Genomic DNA, 26,717 nt, shown 5'->3' on the forward strand with positions numbered 1-26,717 from the left:
TTTTCCCGGTCGTCTTATATATATGCACCGTATTGCTGAACTACTTCAAAAACATTTACACAATAATTTAACCCTTGCCGAAGAGCAGGAGTTGATGCAGTATGTAAAGCGTGAAGAGTTTGACGAAATATTCAAGCAACAAATCACCAGGTACTGGCAAACAGGCGAAGGAGAGCAGTCTTTACCGGAAGACAGGCAAAGGATGGTATTGAATAAAATCCTGTTTTCTGAACATACCACCACCCGGTTATTACAAAAAACAACCACCCCAGGCAACAGACGGTTCAAAAAACTGGCTGCTGCCGCCGTCCTCCTCCTGTTACTGACAGGCGCCGGTTTCTTCTTTCTCCAAAAACAGGCAGCTACACGACCGCAGGTCGCCGCCAGTCATGTGACCAAAGAAATCCTGCCGGGAAAAACCGGCGCCATCCTGACGCTGGCAGATGGATCGACCATTGTATTGGATAGCGCCAGACAAGGGGCGCTGGCAAAACAAAGTGGCACCCGCGTTGTGAAAACCGCTACCGGTGCATTAGCCTATAATGTAACAGATCCCACCCCTTCCACGGAAGTAGCCTGGAATACCATTACTACTCCCCGTGGCGCCCAATATGAAATTGTATTACCAGATGGTACACAGGTATGGCTAAACGCTGCCACCACCCTCAAATATCCAGTGGCATTCCCTAAGGGAGCAGACCGGAAAGTTATTTTATCCGGGGAAGCCTATTTTGAAGTTAACAGCAATGAGCAGGCCCCTTTTAAAGTAGCGGTACATACGCAGCATAACAATGACGGAGAAGTAACCGTACTCGGTACCCGCTTTAATATTATGGCGTATGACGATGAAGCGGCCGTACACACTACCCTGCTGGAAGGATCTGTACTGGTATCCAGATCCGGCAACAGTAAAAAGCTGGTCCCTGGCCAGCAAGCTATATTCCCACTGGAAACAATCGGTTCCATTTTGGTGGAAAATACCGATACGGAAATAGCAGTTGCCTGGAAAAAAGGATTCTTCCGGTTTGATCAACGGCAGCTGCCGGCAATTATGCGGCAGATATCCCGCTGGTATGATGTAGACATCGCCTATGAAGGAAAAGTCCCTGATGTGATTTTTGGTGGAGGTATAGACAAAAACCTCCCACTGTCGGGTATTCTGAGCGCACTGGAGAAATATGGAATCCGGTTTGAAACCAATGGTCGGAAAATTAATGTACTGGCCTCCCAGTCAACCAAATAGCATACTTATTTTATCAACTGGAAATATATAGTCCTTTATTATTAGAATTAAACCCAAGTGCTGGCTTATGCATTCAACCAAAAAAGGTGAGCACTGGCGTGTATTAACTGTCGCAGATACATTCCTGTCCTTACACTCAATTAAATCGCTGAGAGCTATGAAACTACTGTCCTTTTTTTTACTTGCCTTTTGCTTGCAGGTAAGCGCCAGAAGCTACTCACAAAAGATTACGTATGCCGCGAAGCAAACGTCCCTGATCAAAGTGCTATCAGACGTTTCCAAAAAAACGGAATATGTATTCCTTTATGACTATCAGCTACTGCAAAACGAAACCACACCGGTGACCATTAATGCGAAAGAGGAGTCACTGAACAGCTTCCTCCAGGAATGCCTGAAAAATCAACCACTGGATTTTGCTATCGACGGCAGAATGGTAACCATTACGCGGGCGAAACCAACTCCGGTAAATGTTACGGCAGCGCCACCTATTCGTGGCATCGTCCGTAATGCCAAAGGAGAGCCAATTCCAGGCGCGTCCGTAAAAGTGAAAGGCAATACCAAAGGTGCCATTACCAATGCCGCCGGTGCCTTTGAGCTGGAAGTACCGGAAGGGGCTACCATCGTGGTATCTGCCATTGGTTATAAAACCATGGAAATAAAAGCGAAGGATAACCTGGTCATTTCACTGAATGAAGATGTGACAGAGCTGGGTGGTGTGGTCGTTACCGGTTTCCAGACAATAGACCGTAAGAAATTTGCCGGAGCAGCCGTTACCCTGAAAGCAGATAATGTAAAAATAGACGGCGTAACAGATGTAAGCCGTATGCTGGAAGGCCGCGCTGCCGGTGTGAGTATACAGAATGTTTCCGGTACTTTCGGATCCGCCCCCAAAGTACGTATCCGCGGCGCTACCTCTATCTCCGGTGAAAATAAGCCACTGTGGGTAATCGATGGTGTGGTACTGGAAGATATTGTCAACGTATCCAATGAACAGCTGACTAACGGTAACGCCAGTACGTTATTGGGGTCTTCTGTTGCAGGTATCAATGCCAATGATATTGAAACATTCGATATCCTGAAAGATGCTGCCGCTACAGCGCTCTACGGCGCCCGCGCCATGAACGGCGTAATTGTGATCACCACTAAAAAAGGAAAGATCGGCAGCCCCGTAGTATCTTATACCGGTAATTTTGGTGTACAGCTGAAACCGTCCTATCACAATTACGACATCATGAACTCCGCCGATCAGATGTCGGTGTATGCAGAACTGGAGCGTAAAAAACTGTTGAAACCGGAAGAACTGATCAACGAACCTACTTCCGGCGTATACGGTAAACTAGGCCGCCTGCTGCAATATCCTGATGGCGACAATAAGTTTGGCGTATTAAATACCCGGGAAGGCAGACAACAGTGGCTGCTGAAATATGCCAATGCCAACACCGACTGGTTTGACTTACTGTTCCGGAACTCACTCACCCAGGAACACTCACTCAGTATCTCTACAGGTACCGAAAAATCACAGCTCTATCTCTCTACCAGCTTCTTCAATGACCAGGGATGGACCATTGCAGATAACGTAAAAAGATACACGGTGAACCTCCGGGCCAACTATACCCCTAACAGCAGGTTGACTTACGGCTTCCTGGTAAATGGTAACGTACGTCAGCAGAAAGCACCAGGTACAGAAGACAGGGTTACAGATGCGGTACAGGGTACCTACACCAGGGACTTCGACATCAATCCCTTTTCCTATGCACTCAGTACCAGCCGGGCATTGACCGCATATGACGATAAAGGAAATCCGGAATATTTTACCCGCAATTTTGCCCCGTTCAATATCCTGGAAGAAACCAAAAACAACTACACCGATCTGAACCTGATGGACTTCAGATTGCAGGGTAACCTGGGATATAAATTCAATTCACATTTCAACTACGAGTTCACCGGTGCGATCCGTTATGCCAAAACAACCGTAGAACATAAAGTGAATGAAAACTCCAATGAGGCCAATGCCTACCGGGCAGCCGGCACCACCATTATAACAGATAATAATAAGTTCCTCTACAAAAACCCTGACTTCCCCAACGACCCGGCAGTAGTAGTATTGCCTTACGGAGGTTTCTATAAAAGAAAAGATATAGAACTGAAGAACTATACCTTCCGGAATCAGTTGACTTTTAACCAGTCATTTAACAACGACAGGCACCAGCTCAACGCACTGGTAGGACAGGAAGTGAAATATGCCGACCGTGTAACTTCCGGTAGCACCGGCGTAGGTTACCAGTATAATACCGGCGGAACACCTTTTGTCAATTACCTGTTCATTAAAAAGATGACAGAGAATAATGAGACTTATTATGGTATGAGCAATGAATACGATCGCTTCATCGCTTTTTATGCCAACGCCAGTTATACCTATCTGAATAAATACACCCTCACTGCCACCGTAAGGGAAGAAGGCTCCAACAGGTTGGGTAGCTCTGCTAACGCCCGGTGGCTGCCTACATGGACAGTAGCCGGCGCCTGGAACGTAGACCAGGAAAATTTCCTGAAAGAATCATCTGCCGTAAGTCATATGATAGTGAAAGCCAGTTATGGTTTGAATGCCAGCACCGGTAGTGCTACCAACTCTACTGCTATCCTCCGTTCCTTCGTAACCAACCGTCCTTACATTGTGGATCAGCAAACGGCCATCTTGCTGGCGGCACTGGAAAATGCGGATTTAACCTGGGAGAAAAAGTATGAACTGGACCTGGGTACGGATGTCGGCTTCTTTAAAGAAAGGCTGGGATTCACTTTTGATTACTACCGCAGAAAAAGCTTTGACCTGATCGGATTGATCAGAACCTCGGGGGTAGGTGGACAGGTAAATCAATTTGCCAACTATGCCAACATGAACTCTCATGGAGTGGATGTGTCACTGACAGGTAAGCTCATTGCACATAAAAATATCAGTTTAAGCAGCACCCTTATTTTCAGCTATAACAATACCCTGATCACCAATGCGAAAAATAACCCGGTGATCATGGACCTTATTGGAGAAGGCGGCGGTGCACTGGAAGGATACCCGGTAAGAGGCCTGTTCTCCCTGCAAAATGCAGGACTGGATCCTTATGATGGAAAGGCAAGATTTATCAATGATACCGGTAGCGTGTCTTCCGGTGTTTACCTGCAGAGTCATAATGTAAAGAACCTGAAATATGAAGGCCCTTCAGATCCTACCATCACCGGCGGCTGGAGCAATACTTTCCGTTACAAAAATTTCTCCCTGAGTGCATTGGTTACTTATCAGGCAGGTAATAAAATAAGATTAACACCGGTATATACCACCAACTATTCTGATTTTAATGCCCTGCCCAACGAGTTTAAAGGAAGATTTACGCTACCCGGAGACGATAAAAAAACCAATATCCCATCAGTAGCAGATATCTATACACAGGTAGACCTGCTGAACAATACAGAGTACCCTTACAACAACTATAACTTCTCACATGACCGTGTGGCAGATGGTGGTTTTGTAAGACTGAAAACTGTGACGCTGAGTTATCAGCTCCCCTTACCATTGTTAAGCCGGATAGGATTAAAAGGCGGCTCAGTAACGGCAACCGGAAACAATTTATGGCTTATTTATGCTGATCCCCGCTTACATGGCCAGGATCCGGAGTTTTACAATACCGGTGGCGTAGCCCTTCCGGTAAATAAACAAGTCACTTTTTCGCTGAGAGTAAGCCTTTAATTCAAAAAGTATTAATTATGAAAAAACTACTGATATATATAGGTCTGATCACTGGTATCCTGTCATTGCCAGGCTGCAAAAAATACCTGGAAACCCTCCCGGATAACAGGACCGTGATTACTTCACCGGAACAGGTATCCCAGTTGCTCACCACCGCTTATCCACATGGCACCTACATGTTGTTCTGCGAAGCACTGAGCGATAACGTGGAAGATAAAGGGAACAATGGTGTGGGAATAGATCAGCAAACATTCCTGATCAATTCGCAAACATTTAAATACCAGGATCCTGAATCCGTGACGGAAGATTCCCCGGTAGCTTACTGGGATTCCTGCTACGCCGCTATTGCCGTTGCGAACCAGGCACTCACTTATTGCAATGGACCGGATGCAGCCAACTTTTCCGCACAGAAGGGAGAAGCGCTTTTATGCAGAGCCTACGCTCATTTCATGCTGGTAACACTGTTTGCCAAAGCATACAATCCAGCTACTGCTGCCAGTGATCCGGGTGTACCTTATATTACGGAAGTAAGCAAATCCGTTTTCGCTAAATATGACAGAGGCACAGTCGCCAACGACTATAAGCAGATAGAAAGTGATCTGACGACCGGCCTGCCACTACTCCAGGATAAAATGTACGGTGATGCTCCCAAATTCCACTTCACCGCGCAGGCGGCACATGCATTCGCGGCCAGGTTCTATCTATTCAAAAGAGAATACGATAAAGTAGTGACACATGCCACCGCTGTTTTTGGCAGCGCAAATGTCGCATCACTGATACGTGATCAGGTAGCCGTTTATGGCATGTCGTACGATGACATGGTCACCAACTACACCAGCTCCAGCAGTCCTGCCAACATTTTACTGCAGGAAGCACCCGGATCAAAATACATGGACAACTATTATTCCTATCGTTATGGTATCGGGACGACGCTGAATCAGGAGTTGTTGAACTCCGACAACGTAACCGGTGGCTTCTATGCCATCAGTATATATGGTGCCAGTCCCCAGTATTTCAACTTTCCTAAATTCACCAATAAGTTAAAAATACAACCCTTATTTAGTATGGAAGAAGTGCTGATGAACAGGGCTGAAGCCAATATCCGGTTAAAAAATTACCCGGCAGCCATTACAGATATCAATACATGGATCAGCAAAAATGTTAGCCGCTATACACCGGCAGCGCATAATGTCACCGTCAATAAAATCATCGCATTTTATGGATTATCACAGGATGCCTCCATGATACAAACGGTGCTTGACATGAAACGGATAACCTATCTGCAGGAAGGACTGAGATGGCTGGATATTTTGCGGCTGGATATACCGGTAACACATACCGGCGCCAATAACTACAGTACCACACTGGTACCCGGCGATAAAAGACGATTGTTGCAATTACCACCTGAAGCGGTCAACGATGGTATGGCACTCAATCCAAGATAAACAACATCCGGTTTAACCTTTCTAAAATGAACACCATGAAACTGAATATATTTCCCAAACTAATGCTGTTACTGTTGCTTGCAACAGGATGGAGCGCCTGTAAAAAGGAAAACGTGCACCTGGATGTGATCCCGGTAGGACTGGGTGGCGACTCTACCGCCACCACACCCAGTGATGTATTTATTTATGATAGTCTCACCATCCCCTATAACATTGCGGTATACTATAAATGGCAACCGGGGCAACTGGATTTTCCTTATGAAATTGTTCCTCCCAGGGAAGCACAGGTAATACCTTCCCTGAAAGCCTTGCTGGCAGTGGCATTCGCACCTTACAACGACCAAACCGGCAGTACCGCCTTCTTAAGAAAATATCTTCCTAAAGTACTTAAAATGGCAGGCAGCGGACAATATCAAAGTAACGGCTCCATTATTTTAGGTCAGGCAGAAGGAGGTACTGCTATGCTGCTGTATGAGATCAATAGTTTCAGCAGACTGGCAAAAGATTCCGCCATACTGAAAGAAATGGGACATACCATGCACCATGAATTCGGGCATATCCTGAACCAGAACATTGCATTCCCGGTTTCGTTCAAACAAATTACGCCTCATTACACCGGCAACTGGTACAATATTGCTGACCAGACTGCCCGGCAGGAGGGATTTATCTCCGCCTATGCAGAGTCGGATCCGAGAGAAGACTTTGTTGAAATGGTGGCAACCATGTTGATAGGTGGCAGGAATGGTCAATCCGGCTATGATGATTACGAAAAAATAATGGCAGAACAAACCGGTGGTCCCAACTCCGCCTCTTATGCCTTACTAAGGGCAAAAGAAGCAGCAGTAGTGGATTATTATGCGAGGGCATGGTCCATAGACTTTTACGCACTGCAACGCAGATGCCGTCGTGCACTGACTGCCTATTTCCAATAATTGTATCATCTGAATTATTATTTATGAAAAAACTAACGATATATCTGCTTTGCATCACTGCCCTGTTCTCCGGCTGTGACAGGAAATCGGATCTGAATATAGATGGTAAATCTACCGACCAGCGACTCACAGAAGCCCTGGCGGCCTATCAGAAAAAGCTCGTTGATGCGCCTTATGGATGGGTGCTCACAGAGTATACGAATGGCACCGCTCTTAATGGAGGCGTTACACAAACCGGTCCTAAAGTCATCTTCTCTTACTACATGAAGTTTGATAAGAGCGATAAGGTATCGATGATCTCAGACTTTAGTCTGCCCATGTCTACCACCTTCAATACCTCCTCGTACTTTATTAAAGCCACCCAACGTCCTACGCTGATCTTTGATACGTACAGCTATGTACATACGCCCTGTGATCCGGATGCCTCTATATCCAACAGTCCTTTTGGTTATGGCTTTGGCTGGGGTACTGACTTTGAATTTTCATTCGCAGACAATATCGCAGCAGCTGATTTAGGAGATACCATCCATCTCCGCGGAAATCTGAATAAAAGTGATGCTATCCTCGTGAAAGCCACGCAGGAGGAACAACAGATATTCACCACTGCAGGATTTGGGGCTTATAGCACTTTCAATAAAATCCTGACCTACTTTAAACAGGTAACCGGCGGTACAGAACCATTTGAATTAACGCCCGGCATAGGCGGACGTTCCTTTAATATTAAATCAGCCAGTCATCCGGAGCTGATTAATGTAGCTTTCCAGTCTACCGCACATAACATTGTCCTGGAAAGACCGGTAACCTTAGGCGGACAAACCATCAAGAGTTTCAACAACCTGGTATGGAATGCTGCCTCGAAAACCATTAGCACCAGTATCAACGGCACTACAGCCGCTACTATTTCCCCGGCCCTCGCCCCATTGGCGCCGGAAGCTGATATCGCGGTAAATTTCTATATCGAGGGCAGTGAAAATCCATGGCTGGCCACAGCAGGCTTTCACGTAAAGGGCGTGGATGATGCCTATAACCTGCTGAAGCTTACTTACCCGGGAGGCAACTACTTCCGGTTTGTTTTCTATCCTGGTGGCGTAGGTGTAGGCGGTGGCAACTTCATGGATATTGTATCTCCCTACTTTCTGGGTATCGACGACAACTATCCTTACTTAGGCTCAGGTGGTATTTCCAATACTTTTTTTGATGGTGATCGTATCGTATTTGACATGCTGGATTTTGGTTCTCCTGTGGTAAATCCACCAGATCTGTTATCCACTATTATTCTCCTGGCCACCGGAAAAACCGCGCCGCCGTATGCCGCGGATTCTCCCGGATTTTATGTTGTACGTAAGGAAGATGGTACCTCTTATGACATGGTTTCCGCTGGTGATGCACTGGGATGGATCACGTGGAGTCACCAATAATTTTTAATTCAAAATAACAGCAAATGAAAAAGATATTATTAATAGCCGTTATTACCCTGCTCGGTGCTCATCATATATATGCACAACAAAGTAACCCCCGCGCGGTGGATATCATAAAAGCAGATCGGGTAAAAGCCGTTTCCAAAATTGACTTCACCCACATCTTCCTACAAAAGATAACGGTGTCGGATACACAAAAACCCCAGGTAAACAAAATCATAGCAGACTACCTGAATGCGAAAAGAACCCTGGCATTAGCAACCAGGAAAGATCCAACAAGTTATCAGCAGCAACAACCGGCATTATTCAACACCTTTAAAACAAACCTCAGTGGGGTACTCAGTTCCTCACAAATGAGTACGTTCCTGGCCAGTAAACCAGCACCGGGTGATAAAAGAAATTTCCTGAACATCCTATTTTATTAAGAGCGCTAAAAAAAGAAGCTATGGCCGCAACGTGTTGCAGTCATAGCTTTCTTCTTTTATAACATTAGGTAACTGACGGTCACTACTCCGCTTTCTTCCCAAATATCTCCACCCGGTGCTGCTCCCCCCACTCTTTCATCGCGGTAATCACACCAGACAAGGTTTTGCAATACAGCGTCAACTCATATTCTACCGTGACCGGCCGGGTGTCACATACCGTACGACTGATCAGTTTATTCCTTTCCAACTCCTGCAATTCTTTCGAAAGCACCCGCGGAGAAATGTTAATTTCTTTCACCAACTCCCGGAAACGGCGCTTACCTCCTTTATATAATGTTAAAAGTATGAGCAGCTTCCATTTACCATTGATGACTTCCAGCGTATCCCGAACCGCCATACCAGCGGATTTACAAGCTTTTTCATCTAAATGCTCCATAACAGTATCCTTTTTGTAACTGATTCCACAAGACAAACATACATATTCCGGTATTATTTTCGCTGATCGGACGCGATCCGCAACATACATGAAATTCATTTGCCAGCTTCTTTCAGGATTACTGATTGCCTTTATTTTGATGGCCTCCGGTAATCCACATCATGCTTATGCTAACATTGGGAATGCTACCGACAGCATTCCAGCTGATTCTATGCACATTGATACCGTCCCCATACGCCTGTCCAAAGACTCGATGGATGCTCCTATCCACTACAAAGCCAAGGACTCTATCGTGATGCAGATACCCAAAAAGCGTATACTCCTGTACGGCAATGCCGACACCAAATATAAAGAAACAGGCATCACGGCGGAACGCATAGCCGTAGACCAGGAAACAGGCATGGTAGAAGCGACTAAAATGATGGATACCGCCGGTAAAGCCTATGGCAGACCAGTGATGACAGACAACGGTCAGAGCTTTGACTCTGATACCATGCTGTTTAATATCAACACACGCAAAGCAAAAATTTATCATACCCGCTCCGTATACGGAGAAGCATATATAGGCAGCCAGCAGTCGAAACGAATGCCCGACAACACCATTTTCGGCTTTAAAAACACTTTTACTACCTGCGACCTGGACACGCCACATTTTCAGTTCCGCGCCCGCAAAATAAAAGTCATCCCCGACAAACTGGTGATTTCCGGTCCGGCTAACCTGGAAATTGAAGGCATCCCTACTCCCCTGTTTATTCCCTTCGCCATTTTCCCGCTCACACAGGGACAACGGTCAGGAATACTGCCACCGCAATACGTAGTCAATCAACAAAAAGGAATAGGACTTGAAAACGGTGGCTACTACCTGGGCCTGGGTGAACACTTCGACCTCACCATGCGCGGCGATATATATTCCTATGGTAGCTGGAGCCTCACTGCCAGCCCCACTTACCGCAAAAGATACAAATACAACGGAGGATTGAACCTCAGCTTTGCCAATACCCGCTTCGGCGATCCTAAAGTAACATCAGAATTCAGTACCTCTAAAGATTTCCGGGTAACCTGGAACCACAGCATGGACAGCAAAGCCCGTCCCGGCGTTAACTTCGGAGCAGCCGTCAACTTCGGTACCTCCTCCTATAATAAATACAACGTGTATGATTATAATACCCGTGTAAATAATAATATCGGATCCTCTATTACCTTCTCCAAAACCTGGATAGGGAAACCTTATAACCTGACACTGGGGTTGAATCATTCACAAAACCTCAGTACCCGCGATGTATCCGTTTCCTTCCCGGATGGTACCTTCACCATCAATACTATCTATCCTTTCCAACGGAAAGAAATGGTGGGCAGCCCAAAATGGTACGAAAAAATAGGCATTTCCTATAATACCGTTTTGCGTAACCAGGCCAACTTCAAAGATTCGCTGTTTGGTAAACAGGCCATGTTTGATGCGATGCAAACAGGTATGCAGCATAACATCCCTATCTCTTTTTCAATACCGGTGTTTAAAACATTTACCTTATCTCCGGGTATAAACTATACCGAATACTGGTATACGAAGAAGTTTATCCGTAAATGGAAAGATGATAAATATAATCCGGGACTGCAAACAAATGGGGCTATTGACACCAGTTATGAAGCCGGTTTTTTCACTGCCCGCGATGTTAGTGCCAGCATGTCGTTGTCTACCGCCATGTATGGCATGTACACGTTCAATAAGAATTCCAAAATAAAAGCGATCCGTCATGTGATGCGCCCTACCCTGAGCGCCAGCTACCGGCCGGACCTGAATCCCAATCTTTATAAGGAACTGCAATACAACAAGGCTGGCGACAAAACCATGGTATCCGTATATGACGGCGCCATTATCGGCGTGCCTTCTCCTGGCTCTTTTGGTGGCCTGAACTTCGGGTTGGACAACAACCTGGAGATGAAAGTGTATTCCAAAAAAGATACTACGGGTAACCATGAACGAAAAATAAAGCTGCTGGATGGTTTTGGGATCAACGGCAGCTATAACCTGGTAGCAGATTCCTTCAAACTTTCCACTTTCAGTTTATATGCACGTACCAATTTGTTCGACAAGCTGAATATCTCTGCCAGCGGTAATATTGATCCATACCAGACAGATGCCCGTGGCCGTCGTATTGATAAATACGTATGGCAACAGGGTAAAATCAGCCTGGGGCGTTTAACCAACGCCAGTATTTCCATGAGTACATCGTTCCAGTCGAAAGATAAAAAGAGTCGGGCCAAAGAACAGAAAATAGATTCTATCACGAATGTACAAAACGGAGATGCAGCCTTTGCCGCGCAACAGCGGCAGCTGGCCATGGTACGCTCCAACCCGGGTGAGTATGTAGATTTCGATATTCCGTGGCGTATAGATCTTTCGTATAGCCTATCTTATACCAATACCATCATTCCTGATTCCGGTGGCGTGGTAAAACGTATCACCCAATACGTTAGTTTCAACGGCGATTTTAGTCTTACGCCGAAATGGAAGATAGGGTTGAATAGTGGATTTGATTTCACCAATATGCAGATTGCCTATACGAATATGTATATCTCGCGCGACCTGCATGATTTCAATTTATCCATTAACCTGATTCCATTTGGCACCTACCGGCAGTTTAGTTTCACCATCAGTGCCAAAGCCGGTCTGTTAAGGGATTTGCGGATCAACCGAACGAAACAGTTTTATGATTTGTGATGCGCGGTCTTTTGTCTTTATCCATGATAACAACAAACCCATTACTTAACAAGCTTCTCCAGTATCGCAACCGCTTCTGCTATCTCTTTATTATTAAGCGATGCAAAACCAAACCGAATCCCATTCTGCGATGTAGTACCGTAATGGTATTGTTCACCGGAAGTAATCCGCATTCCCATTCTGCTTGCTTTTTCTGATAATTTTTTCAGGGATATTTTTTTGGAGAAGCGCAACCAGATGGCCATACCACCGGCAGGCACGGTAAACTGTACGGCATCTCCCAGGCGCGATTGTAATAGCCCGCAAAGCAGGTCGCGCCGCTCCCGGTATATTTTATTGGACTTTTTCAGGTGTCTTTCTATGGTACCATCTGCCAGCAGATTGGCCAGTGCCTGTTCCGTAAGGTTATCTCCGCGCAAGTCCATCAGGCGGCGCAGGGACGCTGATCCCGCAATAAAATCAACTGGTGCAATCATGAAGCCGATGCGGATAGATAAGCCCAATGATTTGGTAAAAGAGCCGATATAAATCACATTCCCTCCATGATCTGCACTGGCCAAAGGCAAAATGGGCGCAGAGCTATAGTGAAAATCATAGTCATAATCATCTTCTATAACAGGTAATTTATATTTCCGTATCACCTCCAGCAGCTTCATTCTGCGGGCAGCACTCAGCGTAACAGTAGTAGGATGATGATGATGTGTAACCAGGTATAGCATCTTTATTTTTCTGCTGCTGCATAATTGTTCAATGGCAGCTACATCAATACCATCTTCATCTACCGGCACATGTATTAACCGGGCGCCCAGCTGCTCAAAACACAGGTCGGCGAAAAAATAATTCGGACTGCCAACAATTACATAATCATCTTTTTTGATGATCATGGCGGCAGCCAGGTAAATGGCCATTTGTGCGCCCCGCGTAATCATCACATTGTCGATGGTGATGCTGAGTCCACGTGTATTGGTAAGATAGGTTTGCATTTCCCGGCGCAATGCTTCGCTGCCGGTAGCATCGCCATACATCAGGAGTTTGTAGTAACGGGGGCTTTCTATAACGGAGCGGCATTCCCGTACCCAGGCACTGAGTGGGGCCAGGCGGGCATCCGGGAATCCATCATTAACTACCAATGGATTGCCGGTAGTGGGAGGCGGTAAAGGCACCGGCACTGTAGGCACTGCATGAAATGCAAATGCTGCTTCACTACCATAAGGTGATACCGTTTTCCGGAAACTACGGGGCCGGATCACCGGTAAATTGGCGGCGACCATCACCCCTTTTCGGGGCACTGCTACCAGCCAGTCCTGGCTGATCAGCTCTTCGTATGCGGCGATCACGGTTTTACGATGTAACGCCAGCTGCTCCGCCAATATCCGGCTGCCGGGCAGGAACAGGCCCGGCTTCAGGATACCTTCCTGGATCAGCCCTATCAACCGGTTGGCGATTTGTTGATACACCGGCAGCTTCAGCGATTTATCTGTTTCTATAAGCGTTTTAAATGGAAGCATCTGGACTACTCATCAATTGTTAAGTGGACTACTAAGATACTCCAGTACAAAGTAATTTTGTTGCATAATTTTTAAGTTAAAAAGAAGCATGATGATGGAACGTTTTATAATGAAAGAAGTAGATCCGGCTGCGTTCAAAGCGATGCTGGGACTGGAAAGCTACCTGTCTTCCACCAGCATTTCACCCCTCCACCACGAATTAATCAGGGTAAGAGCATCACAACTCAATGGCTGTGCCTATTGCATCAATAAACATACAGAAGATGCCCGCAAAATGGGAGAAACAGAGCAGCGCTTATACCTCCTCAACGCATGGCGTGAAGCACCACAATTCAGCGAAGAAGAAAAAATCATCCTGGCCATCACTGAAGAGGTCACCTTCATCACTCAGCAGGGACTGACAGATGCTACCTATCAAAAGGCGGTACAGCATTTCGGCATAAAAGGTACGGCCGAGCTGATCATGGCCGTTAATGTTATTAACGCCTGGGACCGTATCGGTATATCCACACGCCGCATACCAGGTAAATAAAATTTCCACCAATCCGTAATTCGTAATTTGAAATTCTTCATATGCCTCCTATTCAAAAAGCCAATATTGACGCCGATTTCCAGGCATGTACAGAAGTGATCCTTTTTTTGCGCCCACATTTACAAAAGGAAAATCTGCTGGCGCAGATAAAGGAAATGCAGCAGGAAGACTACCAGATAATATATATCACAGCAGACGAAGATCCTTCCAAAGCCGTGGCGTTTGCGGGCTTCCGGCATATGAACAAATTACATAGTGGTAAGGTGATTTATATAGATGATCTGGCCTGTTTGCCCGCGTATCAGGGAAGAGGCTATGCAGGATTGCTGCTGGATCATATTAAAGCATTGGCGAAAGCTGAAGGGCTGCGCTCTGTGCAGCTGGATTCCGGTCATTCGTTGCACCCGGCACACCGGGTCTATCACCGACAGGGATTCCATATTTCCGCCCATCATTTTTCACAATCCTTGTAAACAAGGTCAGTAGCGGCATACGGGCTATACGATATCAACGGGCCGATATCGTATAGTCGTTACTGTTTTTTAGCGAGTACCTTCAATACCACGGTTAATTTATCATCAATTGCGTTATCAGGTCCTACACCAAAATCTTTGCGCTTAATAACAAACTGCCCGTTCAGCTGGCAGCTGTTGGCCGCGACCACGGCCGTAAAGGGGAAGGAGATCGTTTTGGTCACCCCCTTAATTGTTAGCGCACCAGTGAACTGGTAGGTATTGGGCTTATCGGTAGCCGCCACAGAAGTGGAAAGCAGCCGCATCACCGGGTATTTTCCTGCATTAAAATATTTCTCTTCCAGCAAATCCCTGTCACGTTTGCCAATACCGGTACTGATGGTATTAACGGCTACGGTGGCATCTATCACCGCCGACTTCAGATCATGCGGATCAAAACGGATATTCCCTTTCAATCCTTTGAAATAGCCATTCACCGTACTGGTGAAAACAAGGTGATTGATGATCGTAAACTTAACGGTGGCCCCTTCATCGGTAGCGGTATATTGTTGCGCCTGTAATGTGGTACCACATAATATCAACAACGAAAATAGCAAAAGACGGAGTTTGGATACAGGAGCTTTCATGATACAAAGTTGTCTGTTTACAATGATTCCGCCAAATCGCGTACCACGTTTGGAAAGTCCTGAATCAGGTTGAAAACAGGGAATACCTTTTTTCAATATTCTCTAAATGCCAATATATTATAATTTGTTATTGTCAAATTAAAAAACACAACATCTGAATACTATCTAATAATACACACAAATATTAGACAATATTCAATATTTAGGTTATTTTTATATTATCAAAATAATCTCAGATGGCAAAACAAATGTCTGTCATTCCTTTTACGGGAAAACTTGGTACCCTCATAGGGTATAAGCGCAACGGCCACTACTTCCTGCGTAGCATGCCTGAAAGCGTACGGCAAACCACTGCTACCCGCCGCGCATCCAGGCGCTTTGGCATCGCCAGCAGGAAAGGCGCTTTTATCCGTCATACTATTTACCCCCACCTGGATATCCACTGTGACGGCGCCCACATCAATCGGCTGAACAGGCTGCTCATTGCTGCCGGTGATCATCATGCGACCCTAACAGGCTTCCGCTTCAATCAGCATACCGGGGTAGATCGTTTTTTTGCGGTGGCTCCGCGGTTGTACAGTAACGGAATATTAAATATCCCCGCACAAACCATCGTCGGGCATAAAGGTATTACTGCGCTGGAAGTAAAAGTGATCGCAACGCGTATTAATTTTAGATCACGTCAGGTGGCGGGTAGCGAAACTATTGCACTCATGATAGATCCCGATACCACTTTCCAGGAAACAAATGTTTCGCTGGATGTACCCGGGGAAGGTTCACTGGTAGTGGTTTTCCAGGTAAGAGCGATGTACAAAGACGGCCTATCCCGCAACAGACAATACATGGCCGCGGATATCATCGCGGTGGCAGCGCCACAGGTACCCCAATGTGCTAAAAAACGTATCTATCCAAAGCGGACAGGATTGCTTCCTAACCTTACCTATACACGCGCATATTCAACTATTATTCAACTGGAATAAAGCAATCTTGCCACCTGGAGATATTTTGATGAATACACGCTTTATACCTGCTTTCTTTCAATAGTACATCTCTTTCCGCAGCTCCCCCTTGTAGGGAAGCAGCCCTGCTATGGCCAATGCTGATCTCCATCCATTTGCTGATGCAATTTCATTGGGATTATACATCCGGAAGTCATCCCCACATCAAGTCCACCTCTCCTGCAGTGCTTCTATAGGTGCATAGCTGGTGCTAAGCATAGACTATACGGCGTCACCGTAATGACAATACATGTTTGCGGGTACTTACAAAAACAGCGGGCCACCCTTGCATGGTTACCCGCTGTACATCTATCATTATAAAAAAGCTACTTTTTGCCTGTTTCTTCTTTATAGGCGCTCACATATTCGTGCATAATTTCTGTCAGGTTTTCACCTATCAGTGTATAAGCATCTGTAGGCAAATTGGCCAACGATACCCGGACCGACCATTCAGGGCCACCAAATCCGCCACCATTGAGTAATACAATAGCCGTTTTTTCCGCGAGCCTGAAAAGGATATCCGTAGGCTGCATTTTCTTTTGCAGCCATTTGGAGAAATCATCTCCATAAATTTTACTCGCCCAGGAAGCAATATCTATTTCAGAATAGTAGCCTGTATTCAATGGATCATCCAGTTGCTCCAGTTCTATTTTATCCCATAATAGTTTCAGGCGTTTGTGTACCAGTTCCTGCGCAATCTTTTTGTAATTATTTTCCTTATCCAACAAAGCAAACAGGCTGAATAACGTCATTTGTGTTTGCTGCGGTAAGGATAATCCGGCGGTATGATTCAATGCTACCTGCCGGCTATCAGCTACCATGCGGTCAATGAACTTCATCTGCTCCGGATGCAGGGTGGTAGTGTTATAGCGCTTGGCCAACCCTTTCTTTGCCGTGGCGGGTAATTCACTGATCAGCTTATCGTATACATTATGCTCATGTATAGCGATCACGCCTAAACGCCAACCGGTACAACCAAAGTATTTCGAGAACGAATATACGCAGATCGTGTTAAATGGAATTTTTGATAAGAGAGAATGAAATCCGTTGACGAAAGTACCGTATACATCATCCGTAACAATCATCAGATTGGGATTATCTTTCTTCACAATAGCTGCCAGCTTATCCATGATAGCAGGGTCTATGGCCCTGGAAGGAGGATTACTGGGGTTCACGGTAAACAATACTTTAATTTCCGGATCTTTCAGTTTCTTCAATTCTTCGTCCGGATACTGCCAGGTATGTCTGCCTTCTTTCGTTTGGCCGATAGCGTTAATATATACGACTTCAAACTGATAACGTTCCAGCTCGGGAATTTCGAGGTAAGGCGTAAATGTGGGTACCATCAAAGCGATGCGGGAACCCTGTTTCAGTAGTTTATTCTGCATCAGCGAATCGAAGATGTAACACATGGCGGCAGTGCCGCCTTCTACCGCAAACAGATCAAATTTTCCTTTGATCGCCTGTCCTCCACACATTTCCTGTACAATATAATCATGTACAATTGGCTCCATGTGGGCTAACATACGGCCTGGCACCGGGTATTCGTTGCCGATAATACTTTCTGCCAGTTCAAAAACAAAGTCATCTTCTCCGAAATTATGTTGCTGAATACCGTACAGGTATGCTTGTTGCAGCAGGCTGGCGCCAGGCATGCTTTTATGCAGGGCCAGGAAAGATTTGAAGCGGTCGCCGATACCACTCTTTTCCGGAACGCCGGCAAAGCCGTGGTTGTCTGCCATATTACGCCGGCATTCTGCGATACCAAATTGTCCCAGCAGGAAATAAGCTTCCCTTGGTATGGTAGCTACCCAGTTAGGGTTACCACGACCTGCATTCAGCATTATCTCCGTACTTTTTTCTGCTTTACTTTTCGCCAATGAAATGAGGGTATCCTTCAGTTCAAACGGACTTAGTTTTTGTAACGCACGTTGCTCTGCTACCGTGGTTTTAATGTAAGACAGCGCCATAGCTTATGTTTGGAGGATCAATATTTAAAGAAATAACTCTGCAAAATGTCTTTGTTGGTGGTTTGTGTAAGTCCCAGCATTAACAGTATCCTTGCTTTCTGAGGGTTCAGGTCATCGCTGACAATAGTACCCAGTGTTTTATCATCAACTTCATCATATTGCGTTACCCTGCCGGAGCCCACATGACTGGACCTTACCACTACAAGTCCTTTTTTCACCGCCGCCGCGATGGCATCATAAAAAGCTTTGTTGAAATTACCATTGCCCACACCCGCAATCACGATACCTTTATACCCTTCTTTTACGAAGTTGTCGATGGCCACCGGTTCGGCATCTGCATACATATATGCGATCCCTACTTTAGGCAACGTTTTATCTCCGGTAATATTAAACGGGGTTTCTTTGTCCGACTTGCGCATAGGGCTCATGTAGTAAATCACTTTACCGTCATATACCTGTCCTATAGGCCCCAGGTTGGGAGAACGGAAAGCATCTACCTTAGTAGTACTTCCTTTGGATACATCCCGGCCATCAAAAATGCTTTCATTGAAAACCACCATTACGCCGCGTCCATTGGATTTGGTATTTGCGGCTACAGTAACGGCATCATATAAATTTTTAGGACCATCTGCACTGATGGCAGTGGAGGGACGCATAGACCCGGTGAGGACTACCGGCTTATCACTGCGTACGGTCAGGTTCAGAAAATAGGCAGTTTCTTCCTGGGTATCGGTACCATGTGTAATCACAATCCCTTCTGCTTCATCATGGGCAAATATCTCGTTGATACGCCTGTTTAGCTTTTGCCAGATCGCGATCGTCATATCCTGACTACCCACATTAGCAATCTGTTCACCGGTAATAGTCGCAATATTTTCAATACCCGGAACAGCCTTCAGTAACGATTCGATAGGTACCTTGCCGGCTGTATAAGCCGCCCTGTCGGCGGAGGCTCCTTCTCCGGCAATAGTACCTCCTGTAGCCAGAATGATGATACGTGGTTTCTGGGCAAAGGAGGTAACACAAACAAATAATACTACGATCAAAGTACATAAGGTTCTCATATGTATTGCTTTTAATACCTTTAGATTGTTTGGTAGGAATTGTCAGGATAATAGAACACCAGAAGCCCCATTATTGTTCGCGTGCGAGTTTTTGTCTTTGGACAGGATTAGACTGATGCAGATGATGCCCGGTTTTTACTTTTGATAAAAAAGATTTGGGGAGACATAAGCGGATATATTCGCTTACATCTCCCCAAATCTTTTTAAATCCTATAAAATAAAATCAGGTAGTCATCTAATCTACACCAGTCTAATCCTGTCCAAAAACAAAAGTCAAACGCCCTCTGCTACTTTCTTCAGGCCGGTCAACACTGTTTTCCAGTTTTCCTTTGAATGATCACAGGCTTCCTGGTTGGCAAAGTTCGACTGGGTAATAGAAAACCGGGTATGATCACTTCCCTTGTCTTCCAGGCGATAAACAATCGTCGAATAATTCTCCGGTACGTCTTCCCTACCGGTGCTCAGATAACTGTACGATAATAACTTCCCTTTCTCTACATCCAACACTTCTCCTTTTTCTTCATAATGTTTTCCTTCCCATTCACCGGACCAGATCACCGGGCTACCTTTTTTCCAGTCGCTGTCCACCTCTGTTCCGAAAAAATAACTTTTAATCTTTGCTTTATCCGTGATAGCAGTCCACACTTTGGAAGCGGGAGCATTAATACTGATAGATTCCGTTATTGTCAATTGCTTGTCCATAATAAAGTGTTTTAAATTGTACTACAATATTAGGCGGTTGCTAAGGGAGCGGATTGCATTTTACGGATTAATTCTAACCGAATTGGGGGTAACTCCGAATTTCTTTTTAAAAGCATTATTAAAATGCTGAGGTGTCGAATACCCCAGTTCATATGCTATTTCCGCTGATGTTTTCTCTGTATCCAGTAAGTACTGATTAGCCAATTGTAACCGCTGCCCGGTTAAATATTCAAACACAGTGGCATTAAAGGTTTCTTTAAACCCGCGTTTTAACTTGTATTCGTTCAGCCCTACCAGTTGTGCGATTTCCGTGAGGCCAGGCGGATCATTCAGGCGTTCGTTGATGAGATCTCTGACAGCAATTATTTTTTCCTTGTCCGTTTTATTTTTTATAAAAACGTCCTTTTTACCTGCCGCGTAATTATATGCTTCCGCAGATAGTACCAGTAATTCAATACTTTTTGATAACAGGAATAATTTCTTCAGTTGCCCTGTAAAGCGGCAATTCATGATCTGCCCTATTACCTGTTGTGTGGCGGCATCAATAGGGCCCCAGTTTTCTGAGAGCAGGGCTTCTTTTCCTGCCATCACATTTTCACAGAATCGTTGCAGGTATTCGTTGCCCGTTTGTGTAAACTCAATGAACAAGGCTTTGGGAAACTGTATCCCGAAAGTTTCTATCTCTGCGGCTTTCGGTTGTACTTCAATTTCAAATCCATTGGAGTACATAATATTGTGATGACCACCTATGAGGTCAAAGGAACGGTTCAGCTGTTTATAGGAAAAAGCGTAATCTCCTTTCAGTCCAAAATGCAGTCGTACCACATCGGTATCGTTGCTGGTACGCATATGATCTGCTTTCTGGTAATCCGTCACAGTATGTGTTAGCCGGATGTCATCACAAAACCAGTCTGTAACAGTGGTCACGCTGTTGGGTGTTGTTAACTGAAATTGTTTATCATGGTTCGTCATACACGTTAAAATTACGAATAATAACTACCTTTAAAAAAGTGCTTTATTTGTCCCTCTTCTTTGAAATCCACAACTATTCCTGTTGTTAATACAATTTTCCGGCCGTATCGCCGGTATATCTTTGCGTAATCAGATTATCAAATATAAAAGCAGATTATCTTATGGAATACAGAACATTAGGAACAACAGACGTACAGCTGTCTGCCATTGGTTTGGGCTGTATGGGAATGAGTCACGCCTACGGCGTACCCGATGATGTGGAATCTATTGCCACACTTGAAAAAGCCCTCGAAATAGGTATTAACTTCTGGGATACCGCAGATGTATATGCAGCAGGCAAGAATGAAGAGCTGGTATCCAGAGTGCTGAAGCCCAACCGTAATAAAATCTTCATTGCCACCAAATTTGGCTTTTCGATGAATACGGACGTGCGCGCCGGCAACTTCGATGGTTCTCCCGCCTATATGAGAAAGGCCGTAGAAGCCAGCTTAAAAAGACTACAAACGGATGTAATCGATTTATACTATGCCCACCGCATTGATCCCAACGTGCCGGTAGAAGAAATGGTGGGTGCGATGGCTGAGTTGGTAAAAGAAGGTAAAGTACGCTACCTGGGCCTTTCGGAAGCTTCTGCCAACACGCTCCGTAAAGCGCATGCCGTACACCCTATCAGTGCGTTACAAAGTGAATATTCCCTCCTTACCCGGGATGTGGAAAAAGAGATACTACCAGTGTGCAAAGAACTGGGCATCTCATTTGTCCCTTTCAGCCCGCTGGCCCGTGGTCTCGTTATCAACGACCTGGATGTAGCCAAACTGGGAGATAACGATTTCAGAAAGCAATTACCCCGGTACCAGGGTGAACACGCAGAAAACAATAAGCTACTGGCCACCGGATTTGCTGAACTGGCCGCCGGAAAAAATTGTACGCCCGCTCAACTGGCACTGGCATGGGTACTTGCACAGGGAGAGAACATTATCCCCATCCCCGGTACTAAAAGAAGAAAATACCTGCTGGATAATGCCGGCGCTGTAGACGTTCATTTAACGGCTACCGATCTTCAGAACCTGGAAGACCTGCTGAAGAAATATCCGAATACAGGTGAAAGGTATAATGAAAGTATGAACAAGCTGGTAGATAGAAGCTGAGACAGCTTTTAGCCATTAGCTTTTAGCTATTAGCAAAATGCAGCGAAGACTAACATTTGTTAATCTTCGCTGCATTTTGCTAATAGCTAAAAGCTAATGGCTAACGGCTAAAAAACGGATATAACGCTGTTTCCACGTGTGCTTCTTTCATATAACCGGCCATTTTGCCCGCAATATCGGGATGTGCAGCCGCTACGTTCTTTGTCTCCGCAGGATCGGTAGCCAAATCATATAATTCCACTGCTCCATCCGGATGCTGTTGCGCCTGTTGTCTTACCGCCTTCCAATTACCTTGTCTCACTGCCTGACGGCCACCATCTTCATGAAACTCCCAATAGAGATATGGATGTTGCTGTTGTCCTTTGCCACCTGTTAAAGCCGGTAGCAGCGATACACCGTCAGTGTAGGGCATAGATGGCGCGTTGGTCAGTTGTGCCAGCGTGGGCATAATGTCCCAGAAAGCACCCTGGAATGAATTGGTGCTACCTGCTTTTATTCTGCCAGGCCAGCGGGCAATGAAGGGTTCACGGATACCACCTTCGTATAGGTCTCTTTTTACACCGCGGAAACCACCAGCGCTGTTAAAGAAAGCAGGATCTGCACCACCTTCTGTATGTGGGCCATTATCACTTGTGAATATCACCAGGGTATTTTTGTCTAATCCCAATGCTTTCAGGTGTGCCATCACCTCGCCTACATAATTATCCAGGCGGGTCATCATGGTAGCAAAGGTAGCGTGTGGATAGGCCTGGGAGGCATATCCGGGCACGGTGGCTTTAGGACCATAGTCGTTGCCTTTGTATGGTTTTTCTGCAAACTTACCTTTGAAATGCCGGAAAAGACTATCATCCGGTACCTGCAGTTCTGCATGTGGCAGGGTATAAGTCAGGTACAGAAAAAACGGTTTGCTTTTATTTTCTTCCAGGAACCGGAGGGCCTGTGCCTGGATCATATCTGGTGCATAAGTACTCATGTGTTCCAGCTGCCCGTTTTCCGGCAGCACTACTTTGGTATCATTGTCCCAGAGGTGTGTGGGGAAGTAGCGGTGCGACTGCCGCTGACAGTTGTAGCCATAAAAACGATCGGTTCCCTGTTTCATCGGATCACCGGAAGAGCCTACCGGCCCCAGTCCCCACTTGCCAAAGATGCCGGAAGTGTATCCTGCCTTCTTTAGTACTTCCATGATCGTTATAACGGTATCGGCTATAGGTTGCTGCCCTTCTGGCTGTACTTCCTTATTACCGCGGATAAAAGTATGCCCCGTATGTAAACCGGTAATGAGCGACGCCCTGGAGGGCGCACAAACGGAAGTGCCGGCATAAAACTGGGTAAAGCGCATGCCTTGCTTCGCCAGCTGATCAATATGTGGGGTGCTGAACTTTTGTTGACCATAAGCACTGAGGTCGCCATAGCCTAAATCATCTGCGAGAATAAAAACGATGTTCGGAGTAGTCGTTGCTTTTTGTTGCGCTTTAACGGGCAGCGCCAACAGTGCGAAGCCTGCCGCCGCAGGTAGCAGTTTGGTCAGAATGTTCCTGTTCATAGTTCGTTGTTCTAAGGTGTCCAAAATACAAAGTATTCCGGAAGTATTTACAACAACAAGGCCCGCAGAGCAAAACCAGCCACCATAGCGGAAAACTACTGTACGCATAAAACTATGATGCAATAAGTAATGCCTGAAATGACGGTACCCGCAGAAAGCCATCGTTATCAACAGCTTTCTGCGGGTACCTGTTTATCCTTTCGTTTGTGAACTACATCTTAAACACTTTACCACCCACCATTACTTCCTGGGTAGCCTCATCAAACGTAGCTTTCATGCCGGTACGATAGGCGGCGTTGCCCATGATCAGTGCAATAGAGTGTGAGTAAGCGGCTTCAATAGGTGCATTGGGTTGCTTACGTTCACGCACACACGTCATCCAGTTGCGTACATGCGCATTCGTGAGTGGATCGCCCCCTGTGTTGGCACTAGTAGTAGCTGCATCTTCATTGCTGAGGGTTTGGGCAGTCAGCAGGTTGGCATGCATCCCCATTTCCTGTGCTTCTTTTTCTGTGAGACCACCAGTGGAGCTGATTTTGTTGGTAGACATATCGATGGTGCCACCATTGGAATAATAGATTTCTTTGGTGCCGCCGGCAGAGTTATGAAAACGGCTGCTGTACATTACCTGGAATCCACTGGCAGGATCATTTTCAGGACCGTAGTCGAAAACGGCGGTGAGGGTATCCGGATTTTTCCGGCCATCTTTCCACATATAAATGCCACCGTTGGCGACCGCGCTACGTGGGTGTTTCAAGCCGCTAAACCAATGCACGGTGTCTATCTGGTGTGTCATCCACTGACCGAAGATACCGGAAGAATAAGGCCAGAACAAACGGTATTCCAGGTATTTGCGTGGGTCCCAGCTATCCTGCGGACGGCCTGCCAGGAAGCGTTTCCAGTCGGTATCAGATTCGCGGATCGATTGTACCAGGTCCGGACGGCGCCAGCGACCCGGCTGGTTTACATTCCAGGTCATTTCCACCATCGTAATTGGACCAAACTTACCTTGTTGTATGAAATTGGCAGCAGCATGATAACTGGGGCCACTACGGCGCTGCGTACCCACCTGCATGATGCGGCCGGATGCTTTCACCGCTTTCAGCGCATTACGCGCATCTTCCATGGTTTCGGCAAAAGGCTTTTCACTGTATACATCGCACTTGTTCTTCACTGCTTCTATTGTATGATAGGCATGCTGGAAATCGGCGGATGCAATGAATACGGCATCCAGTCCCTTGATATTATACAACTCATCATTATTCATACAGGCCTGTACGTTATGCCCGGTTTTCTGCTGCAGAAAAGCCTTTCCTTCGTCCCTGCGTCTGTTCCAGATATCAGATACTGCGATCAGGTCGAAATTCAGTTCCTTGTTGTTATTGAAGAAAGAAGGCAGCAATGCCTGTCTCGCACGATCGGAAAATCCAACCAGTCCTACGTTCACGCGGTCGTTGGCACCCATGATGCGCGCATAGCTGCTGGCAGGCATGCCCATGGCGCTGATAGTAATACCGGCTCCTGCCAGTAATGATTGTTGCAGGAATTCCCGCCTTGTTTTTTTTGATGCAGACATATAAAGGAGTTTTCTGTTTTTGTTACGTGGTTATTTATTACCGGCTATTTCATGCCCCAGGCTTCTTTCAGTTGCCCCTGCAGGTAATCAAATGCCGGTTTATACTGTTTAGCTGGATCATCCCAGCGACATTCCATCATGATATGACCGGTGTAGCCTATTTTATGCATAGCAACGAAATAAGGCTTAAAATCATCTCCTGCAACACCCGGCGCCGCTCTCTTTTCTTTTTCCGCAATATGGCAATGCACCAGTAGTCCTTTGGCCTTTTCAATATTGACAGCTGGCTCATTTTCCCGCAGCATATGATAGATGTCTGCCGTTAGCCGGAAGTTAGGATGATTAATCGCCGTTACCACCTCATAGCCTTCCGCCAGGGTATTCACAAAATTGGTTTCAGTTTTATTCAGGTTTTCCATCGCTAAAACGCAGTCGTATTTAGCAGCAATCACGGCCATCTTGCGGCCCAGCAAAATAAACTGCTGCACTGCCTGCTGACGGTTCACCCCTTCCGGTATTTTACGTGCTTCTCCACTACCCAGTACTATGAGCTTTATCCCGGCTATTTTAGCGCGTTGCATCACAGAATCCACATAGCCTAACACCCTTGCTTCATTTACTTCGTTGCCGGTGAGTTTAATATACCCCGGCACAAATACGTTACAGCTCTGTACTTTACAGCGACCGTTGCGCAGCGCATACAGCTGCTCCCGGAACTGTGCCTCACTCAGGGAGGGCGACAGGATTTTACGCACAGTTTCCTCCAGGTAAGTAAACCCGCTGCTGGCGGCGATACTGTCGTTGGAAAAAGAAGTACAGATCCCGATGGCAGGCAACGATGTTTGTGCATTCGATTGCAAAAATGTGCCTGAGAGTATGGAAAAGATGAATAACAACCATGTTTTCATAACGTCTGGGTATGTTTAATGTGGAATACGGAACACCTTTAAGATAATATCTAATTCCGGAAAAACAAAATACTTACGCTGGATTATATTGGCGGGTGATTTTTGCGGATTTTGTCTTTGTCCAGGATTATACTGATTCAGATGATTTCCCCGATTTTTATTCTCATGATTTTAAAAGATTTAGAAGACCCGTTGCGCTTATCCGCTATCATCTCCCCGAATTTTTTAAAATCCTGACTATCTAAAAGTAAAAATCGGGGAAATCATCTGAATCAGTATAATCCTGGACAAAGACAAAATCCGCGAAAATCTTTCTCATCAGTAGCTTTATGCTTGCTGCATG

21 protein-coding genes are annotated in these 26,717 nt (G+C 45.8%); 11 read left to right on the top strand and 10 right to left on the bottom strand.

The window, feature by feature from the left end:
• The first annotated feature begins 22 nt into the window (after nt 1-22).
• The 6 genes from AB4Z08_RS01665 (at nt 23) to AB4Z08_RS01690 (ending at nt 9,199) form a co-directional block, all read left to right on the top strand.
• Nucleotides 23-1,243 (top strand): FecR family protein, encoded by a 1,221-nt coding sequence (locus tag AB4Z08_RS01665; protein ID WP_441572029.1) that lies wholly within the window; start codon nt 23-25, stop codon nt 1,241-1,243.
• A gap of 157 nt (nt 1,244-1,400) precedes the next feature.
• The gene (locus tag AB4Z08_RS01670) at nt 1,401-4,979 is read left to right on the top strand and encodes a SusC/RagA family TonB-linked outer membrane protein (protein ID WP_441572030.1); all 3,579 of its coding nucleotides are present in this window, start codon (nt 1,401-1,403) and stop codon (nt 4,977-4,979) included.
• Between the two features lie 17 nt (nt 4,980-4,996).
• Nucleotides 4,997-6,424 carry a RagB/SusD family nutrient uptake outer membrane protein gene (locus tag AB4Z08_RS01675; RefSeq protein WP_441572031.1) on the top strand — a complete coding sequence of 476 codons (1,428 nt, stop codon included), beginning with the start codon at nt 4,997-4,999 and terminating at the stop codon, nt 6,422-6,424.
• Nucleotides 6,425-6,459: 35 nt separating this feature from the next.
• A complete protein-coding gene (locus tag AB4Z08_RS01680; protein ID WP_441572032.1) occupies nt 6,460-7,356 on the top strand; it encodes a substrate import-associated zinc metallohydrolase lipoprotein in 897 nt (298 codons plus the stop codon).
• A 23-nt stretch (nt 7,357-7,379) separates the two neighbouring features.
• Nucleotides 7,380-8,774 (top strand): DUF4302 domain-containing protein, encoded by a 1,395-nt coding sequence (locus AB4Z08_RS01685; RefSeq protein WP_441572033.1) that lies wholly within the window; start codon nt 7,380-7,382, stop codon nt 8,772-8,774.
• 23 nt (nt 8,775-8,797) lie between these two features.
• Complete coding sequence (locus AB4Z08_RS01690) at nt 8,798-9,199, top strand: hypothetical protein (protein WP_441572034.1); 402 nt, start codon at nt 8,798-8,800, stop codon at nt 9,197-9,199.
• An 82-nt stretch (nt 9,200-9,281) separates the two neighbouring features.
• On the opposite strand, the gene AB4Z08_RS01695 is transcribed toward AB4Z08_RS01690, so the two are convergent.
• Nucleotides 9,282-9,635 carry a winged helix-turn-helix transcriptional regulator gene (locus AB4Z08_RS01695; RefSeq protein ID WP_441572035.1) on the bottom strand — a complete coding sequence of 118 codons (354 nt, stop codon included), beginning with the start codon at nt 9,633-9,635 and terminating at the stop codon, nt 9,282-9,284.
• Between the two features lie 88 nt (nt 9,636-9,723).
• Between AB4Z08_RS01695 and AB4Z08_RS01700 the strand changes: the two genes are divergently transcribed.
• Nucleotides 9,724-12,354, top strand: a complete 2,631-nt coding sequence (locus AB4Z08_RS01700; RefSeq protein WP_441572036.1) for a putative LPS assembly protein LptD — start codon at nt 9,724-9,726, stop codon at nt 12,352-12,354.
• Nucleotides 12,355-12,395: 41 nt separating this feature from the next.
• On the opposite strand, the gene pdxR is transcribed toward AB4Z08_RS01700, so the two are convergent.
• Complete coding sequence (gene pdxR, locus AB4Z08_RS01705; protein WP_441572037.1) at nt 12,396-13,862, bottom strand: MocR-like pyridoxine biosynthesis transcription factor PdxR; 1,467 nt, start codon at nt 13,860-13,862, stop codon at nt 12,396-12,398.
• A 94-nt stretch (nt 13,863-13,956) separates the two neighbouring features.
• Here pdxR and AB4Z08_RS01710 point away from each other — a divergent pair, with 94 nt between their 5' ends.
• Entirely contained in the window at nt 13,957-14,394 is a 438-nt protein-coding gene (locus AB4Z08_RS01710; protein WP_441572038.1) for a carboxymuconolactone decarboxylase family protein, read from the top strand.
• 41 nt (nt 14,395-14,435) lie between these two features.
• Nucleotides 14,436-14,867, top strand: a complete 432-nt coding sequence (locus AB4Z08_RS01715; protein WP_441572039.1) for a GNAT family N-acetyltransferase — start codon at nt 14,436-14,438, stop codon at nt 14,865-14,867.
• Between the two features lie 59 nt (nt 14,868-14,926).
• Here AB4Z08_RS01715 and AB4Z08_RS01720 read toward each other — a convergent pair whose 3' ends face one another.
• Nucleotides 14,927-15,493 (bottom strand): YceI family protein, encoded by a 567-nt coding sequence (locus tag AB4Z08_RS01720; RefSeq protein WP_441572040.1) that lies wholly within the window; start codon nt 15,491-15,493, stop codon nt 14,927-14,929.
• Nucleotides 15,494-15,729: 236 nt separating this feature from the next.
• Here AB4Z08_RS01720 and AB4Z08_RS01725 point away from each other — a divergent pair, with 236 nt between their 5' ends.
• Nucleotides 15,730-16,473 carry a hypothetical protein gene (locus AB4Z08_RS01725; RefSeq protein ID WP_441572041.1) on the top strand — a complete coding sequence of 248 codons (744 nt, stop codon included), beginning with the start codon at nt 15,730-15,732 and terminating at the stop codon, nt 16,471-16,473.
• Nucleotides 16,474-16,817: 344 nt separating this feature from the next.
• Here AB4Z08_RS01725 and aspD read toward each other — a convergent pair whose 3' ends face one another.
• The 4 genes from aspD to AB4Z08_RS01745 all read right to left on the bottom strand — a co-directional run bounded on the left by aspD (nt 16,818) and on the right by AB4Z08_RS01745 (nt 21,199).
• Nucleotides 16,818-18,461: an aspartate 4-decarboxylase gene (gene aspD / locus AB4Z08_RS01730; RefSeq protein WP_441572042.1), complete on the bottom strand. Its 1,644-nt coding sequence runs from the start codon at nt 18,459-18,461 to the stop codon at nt 16,818-16,820.
• Between the two features lie 17 nt (nt 18,462-18,478).
• Nucleotides 18,479-19,525 carry a type II asparaginase gene (locus AB4Z08_RS01735; protein WP_441572043.1) on the bottom strand — a complete coding sequence of 349 codons (1,047 nt, stop codon included), beginning with the start codon at nt 19,523-19,525 and terminating at the stop codon, nt 18,479-18,481.
• Between the two features lie 273 nt (nt 19,526-19,798).
• Complete coding sequence (locus AB4Z08_RS01740; RefSeq protein ID WP_441572044.1) at nt 19,799-20,227, bottom strand: SRPBCC family protein; 429 nt, start codon at nt 20,225-20,227, stop codon at nt 19,799-19,801.
• Between the two features lie 60 nt (nt 20,228-20,287).
• Nucleotides 20,288-21,199, bottom strand: coding sequence for a helix-turn-helix domain-containing protein (locus AB4Z08_RS01745; RefSeq protein WP_441572045.1), 912 nt, complete (start codon nt 21,197-21,199; stop codon nt 20,288-20,290).
• 161 nt (nt 21,200-21,360) lie between these two features.
• Between AB4Z08_RS01745 and AB4Z08_RS01750 the strand changes: the two genes are divergently transcribed.
• Entirely contained in the window at nt 21,361-22,347 is a 987-nt protein-coding gene (locus AB4Z08_RS01750) for an aldo/keto reductase (RefSeq protein WP_441572046.1), read from the top strand.
• A 100-nt stretch (nt 22,348-22,447) separates the two neighbouring features.
• Here the strand turns inward: AB4Z08_RS01750 and AB4Z08_RS01755 are convergent, their stop codons facing one another.
• The 3 genes from AB4Z08_RS01755 to AB4Z08_RS01765 all read right to left on the bottom strand — a co-directional run bounded on the left by AB4Z08_RS01755 (nt 22,448) and on the right by AB4Z08_RS01765 (nt 26,374).
• Nucleotides 22,448-23,890: an arylsulfatase gene (locus tag AB4Z08_RS01755; protein ID WP_441572047.1), complete on the bottom strand. Its 1,443-nt coding sequence runs from the start codon at nt 23,888-23,890 to the stop codon at nt 22,448-22,450.
• Nucleotides 23,891-24,101: 211 nt separating this feature from the next.
• Nucleotides 24,102-25,466 (bottom strand): Gfo/Idh/MocA family protein, encoded by a 1,365-nt coding sequence (locus tag AB4Z08_RS01760; RefSeq protein ID WP_441572048.1) that lies wholly within the window; start codon nt 25,464-25,466, stop codon nt 24,102-24,104.
• A gap of 44 nt (nt 25,467-25,510) precedes the next feature.
• Nucleotides 25,511-26,374: a sugar phosphate isomerase/epimerase family protein gene (locus AB4Z08_RS01765; RefSeq protein WP_441572049.1), complete on the bottom strand. Its 864-nt coding sequence runs from the start codon at nt 26,372-26,374 to the stop codon at nt 25,511-25,513.
• Between the last annotated feature and the right edge of the window lie 343 nt (nt 26,375-26,717).

This window comes from Chitinophaga sp. RAB17, from assembly GCF_052114225.1.
Taxonomy (GTDB): Bacteria; Bacteroidota; Bacteroidia; order Chitinophagales; family Chitinophagaceae; genus Chitinophaga.

Coding starts and splice junctions, on each gene's coding strand:
- AB4Z08_RS01665 (WP_441572029.1), top strand. CDS start 23: ATGCACCGTATTGCTGAACTACTTCAAAAACATTTACACAATAATTTA.
- AB4Z08_RS01670 (WP_441572030.1), top strand. CDS start 1,401: ATGAAACTACTGTCCTTTTTTTTACTTGCCTTTTGCTTGCAGGTAAGC.
- AB4Z08_RS01675 (WP_441572031.1), top strand. CDS start 4,997: ATGAAAAAACTACTGATATATATAGGTCTGATCACTGGTATCCTGTCA.
- AB4Z08_RS01680 (WP_441572032.1), top strand. CDS start 6,460: ATGAAACTGAATATATTTCCCAAACTAATGCTGTTACTGTTGCTTGCA.
- AB4Z08_RS01685 (WP_441572033.1), top strand. CDS start 7,380: ATGAAAAAACTAACGATATATCTGCTTTGCATCACTGCCCTGTTCTCC.
- AB4Z08_RS01690 (WP_441572034.1), top strand. CDS start 8,798: ATGAAAAAGATATTATTAATAGCCGTTATTACCCTGCTCGGTGCTCAT.
- AB4Z08_RS01695 (WP_441572035.1), bottom strand. CDS start 9,635: ATGGAGCATTTAGATGAAAAAGCTTGTAAATCCGCTGGTATGGCGGTT.
- AB4Z08_RS01700 (WP_441572036.1), top strand. CDS start 9,724: ATGAAATTCATTTGCCAGCTTCTTTCAGGATTACTGATTGCCTTTATT.
- pdxR (WP_441572037.1), bottom strand. CDS start 13,862: ATGCTTCCATTTAAAACGCTTATAGAAACAGATAAATCGCTGAAGCTG.
- AB4Z08_RS01710 (WP_441572038.1), top strand. CDS start 13,957: ATGGAACGTTTTATAATGAAAGAAGTAGATCCGGCTGCGTTCAAAGCG.
- AB4Z08_RS01715 (WP_441572039.1), top strand. CDS start 14,436: ATGCCTCCTATTCAAAAAGCCAATATTGACGCCGATTTCCAGGCATGT.
- AB4Z08_RS01720 (WP_441572040.1), bottom strand. CDS start 15,493: ATGAAAGCTCCTGTATCCAAACTCCGTCTTTTGCTATTTTCGTTGTTG.
- AB4Z08_RS01725 (WP_441572041.1), top strand. CDS start 15,730: ATGGCAAAACAAATGTCTGTCATTCCTTTTACGGGAAAACTTGGTACC.
- aspD (WP_441572042.1), bottom strand. CDS start 18,461: ATGGCGCTGTCTTACATTAAAACCACGGTAGCAGAGCAACGTGCGTTA.
- AB4Z08_RS01735 (WP_441572043.1), bottom strand. CDS start 19,525: ATGAGAACCTTATGTACTTTGATCGTAGTATTATTTGTTTGTGTTACC.
- AB4Z08_RS01740 (WP_441572044.1), bottom strand. CDS start 20,227: ATGGACAAGCAATTGACAATAACGGAATCTATCAGTATTAATGCTCCC.
- AB4Z08_RS01745 (WP_441572045.1), bottom strand. CDS start 21,199: ATGACGAACCATGATAAACAATTTCAGTTAACAACACCCAACAGCGTG.
- AB4Z08_RS01750 (WP_441572046.1), top strand. CDS start 21,361: ATGGAATACAGAACATTAGGAACAACAGACGTACAGCTGTCTGCCATT.
- AB4Z08_RS01755 (WP_441572047.1), bottom strand. CDS start 23,890: ATGAACAGGAACATTCTGACCAAACTGCTACCTGCGGCGGCAGGCTTC.
- AB4Z08_RS01760 (WP_441572048.1), bottom strand. CDS start 25,466: ATGTCTGCATCAAAAAAAACAAGGCGGGAATTCCTGCAACAATCATTA.
- AB4Z08_RS01765 (WP_441572049.1), bottom strand. CDS start 26,374: ATGAAAACATGGTTGTTATTCATCTTTTCCATACTCTCAGGCACATTT.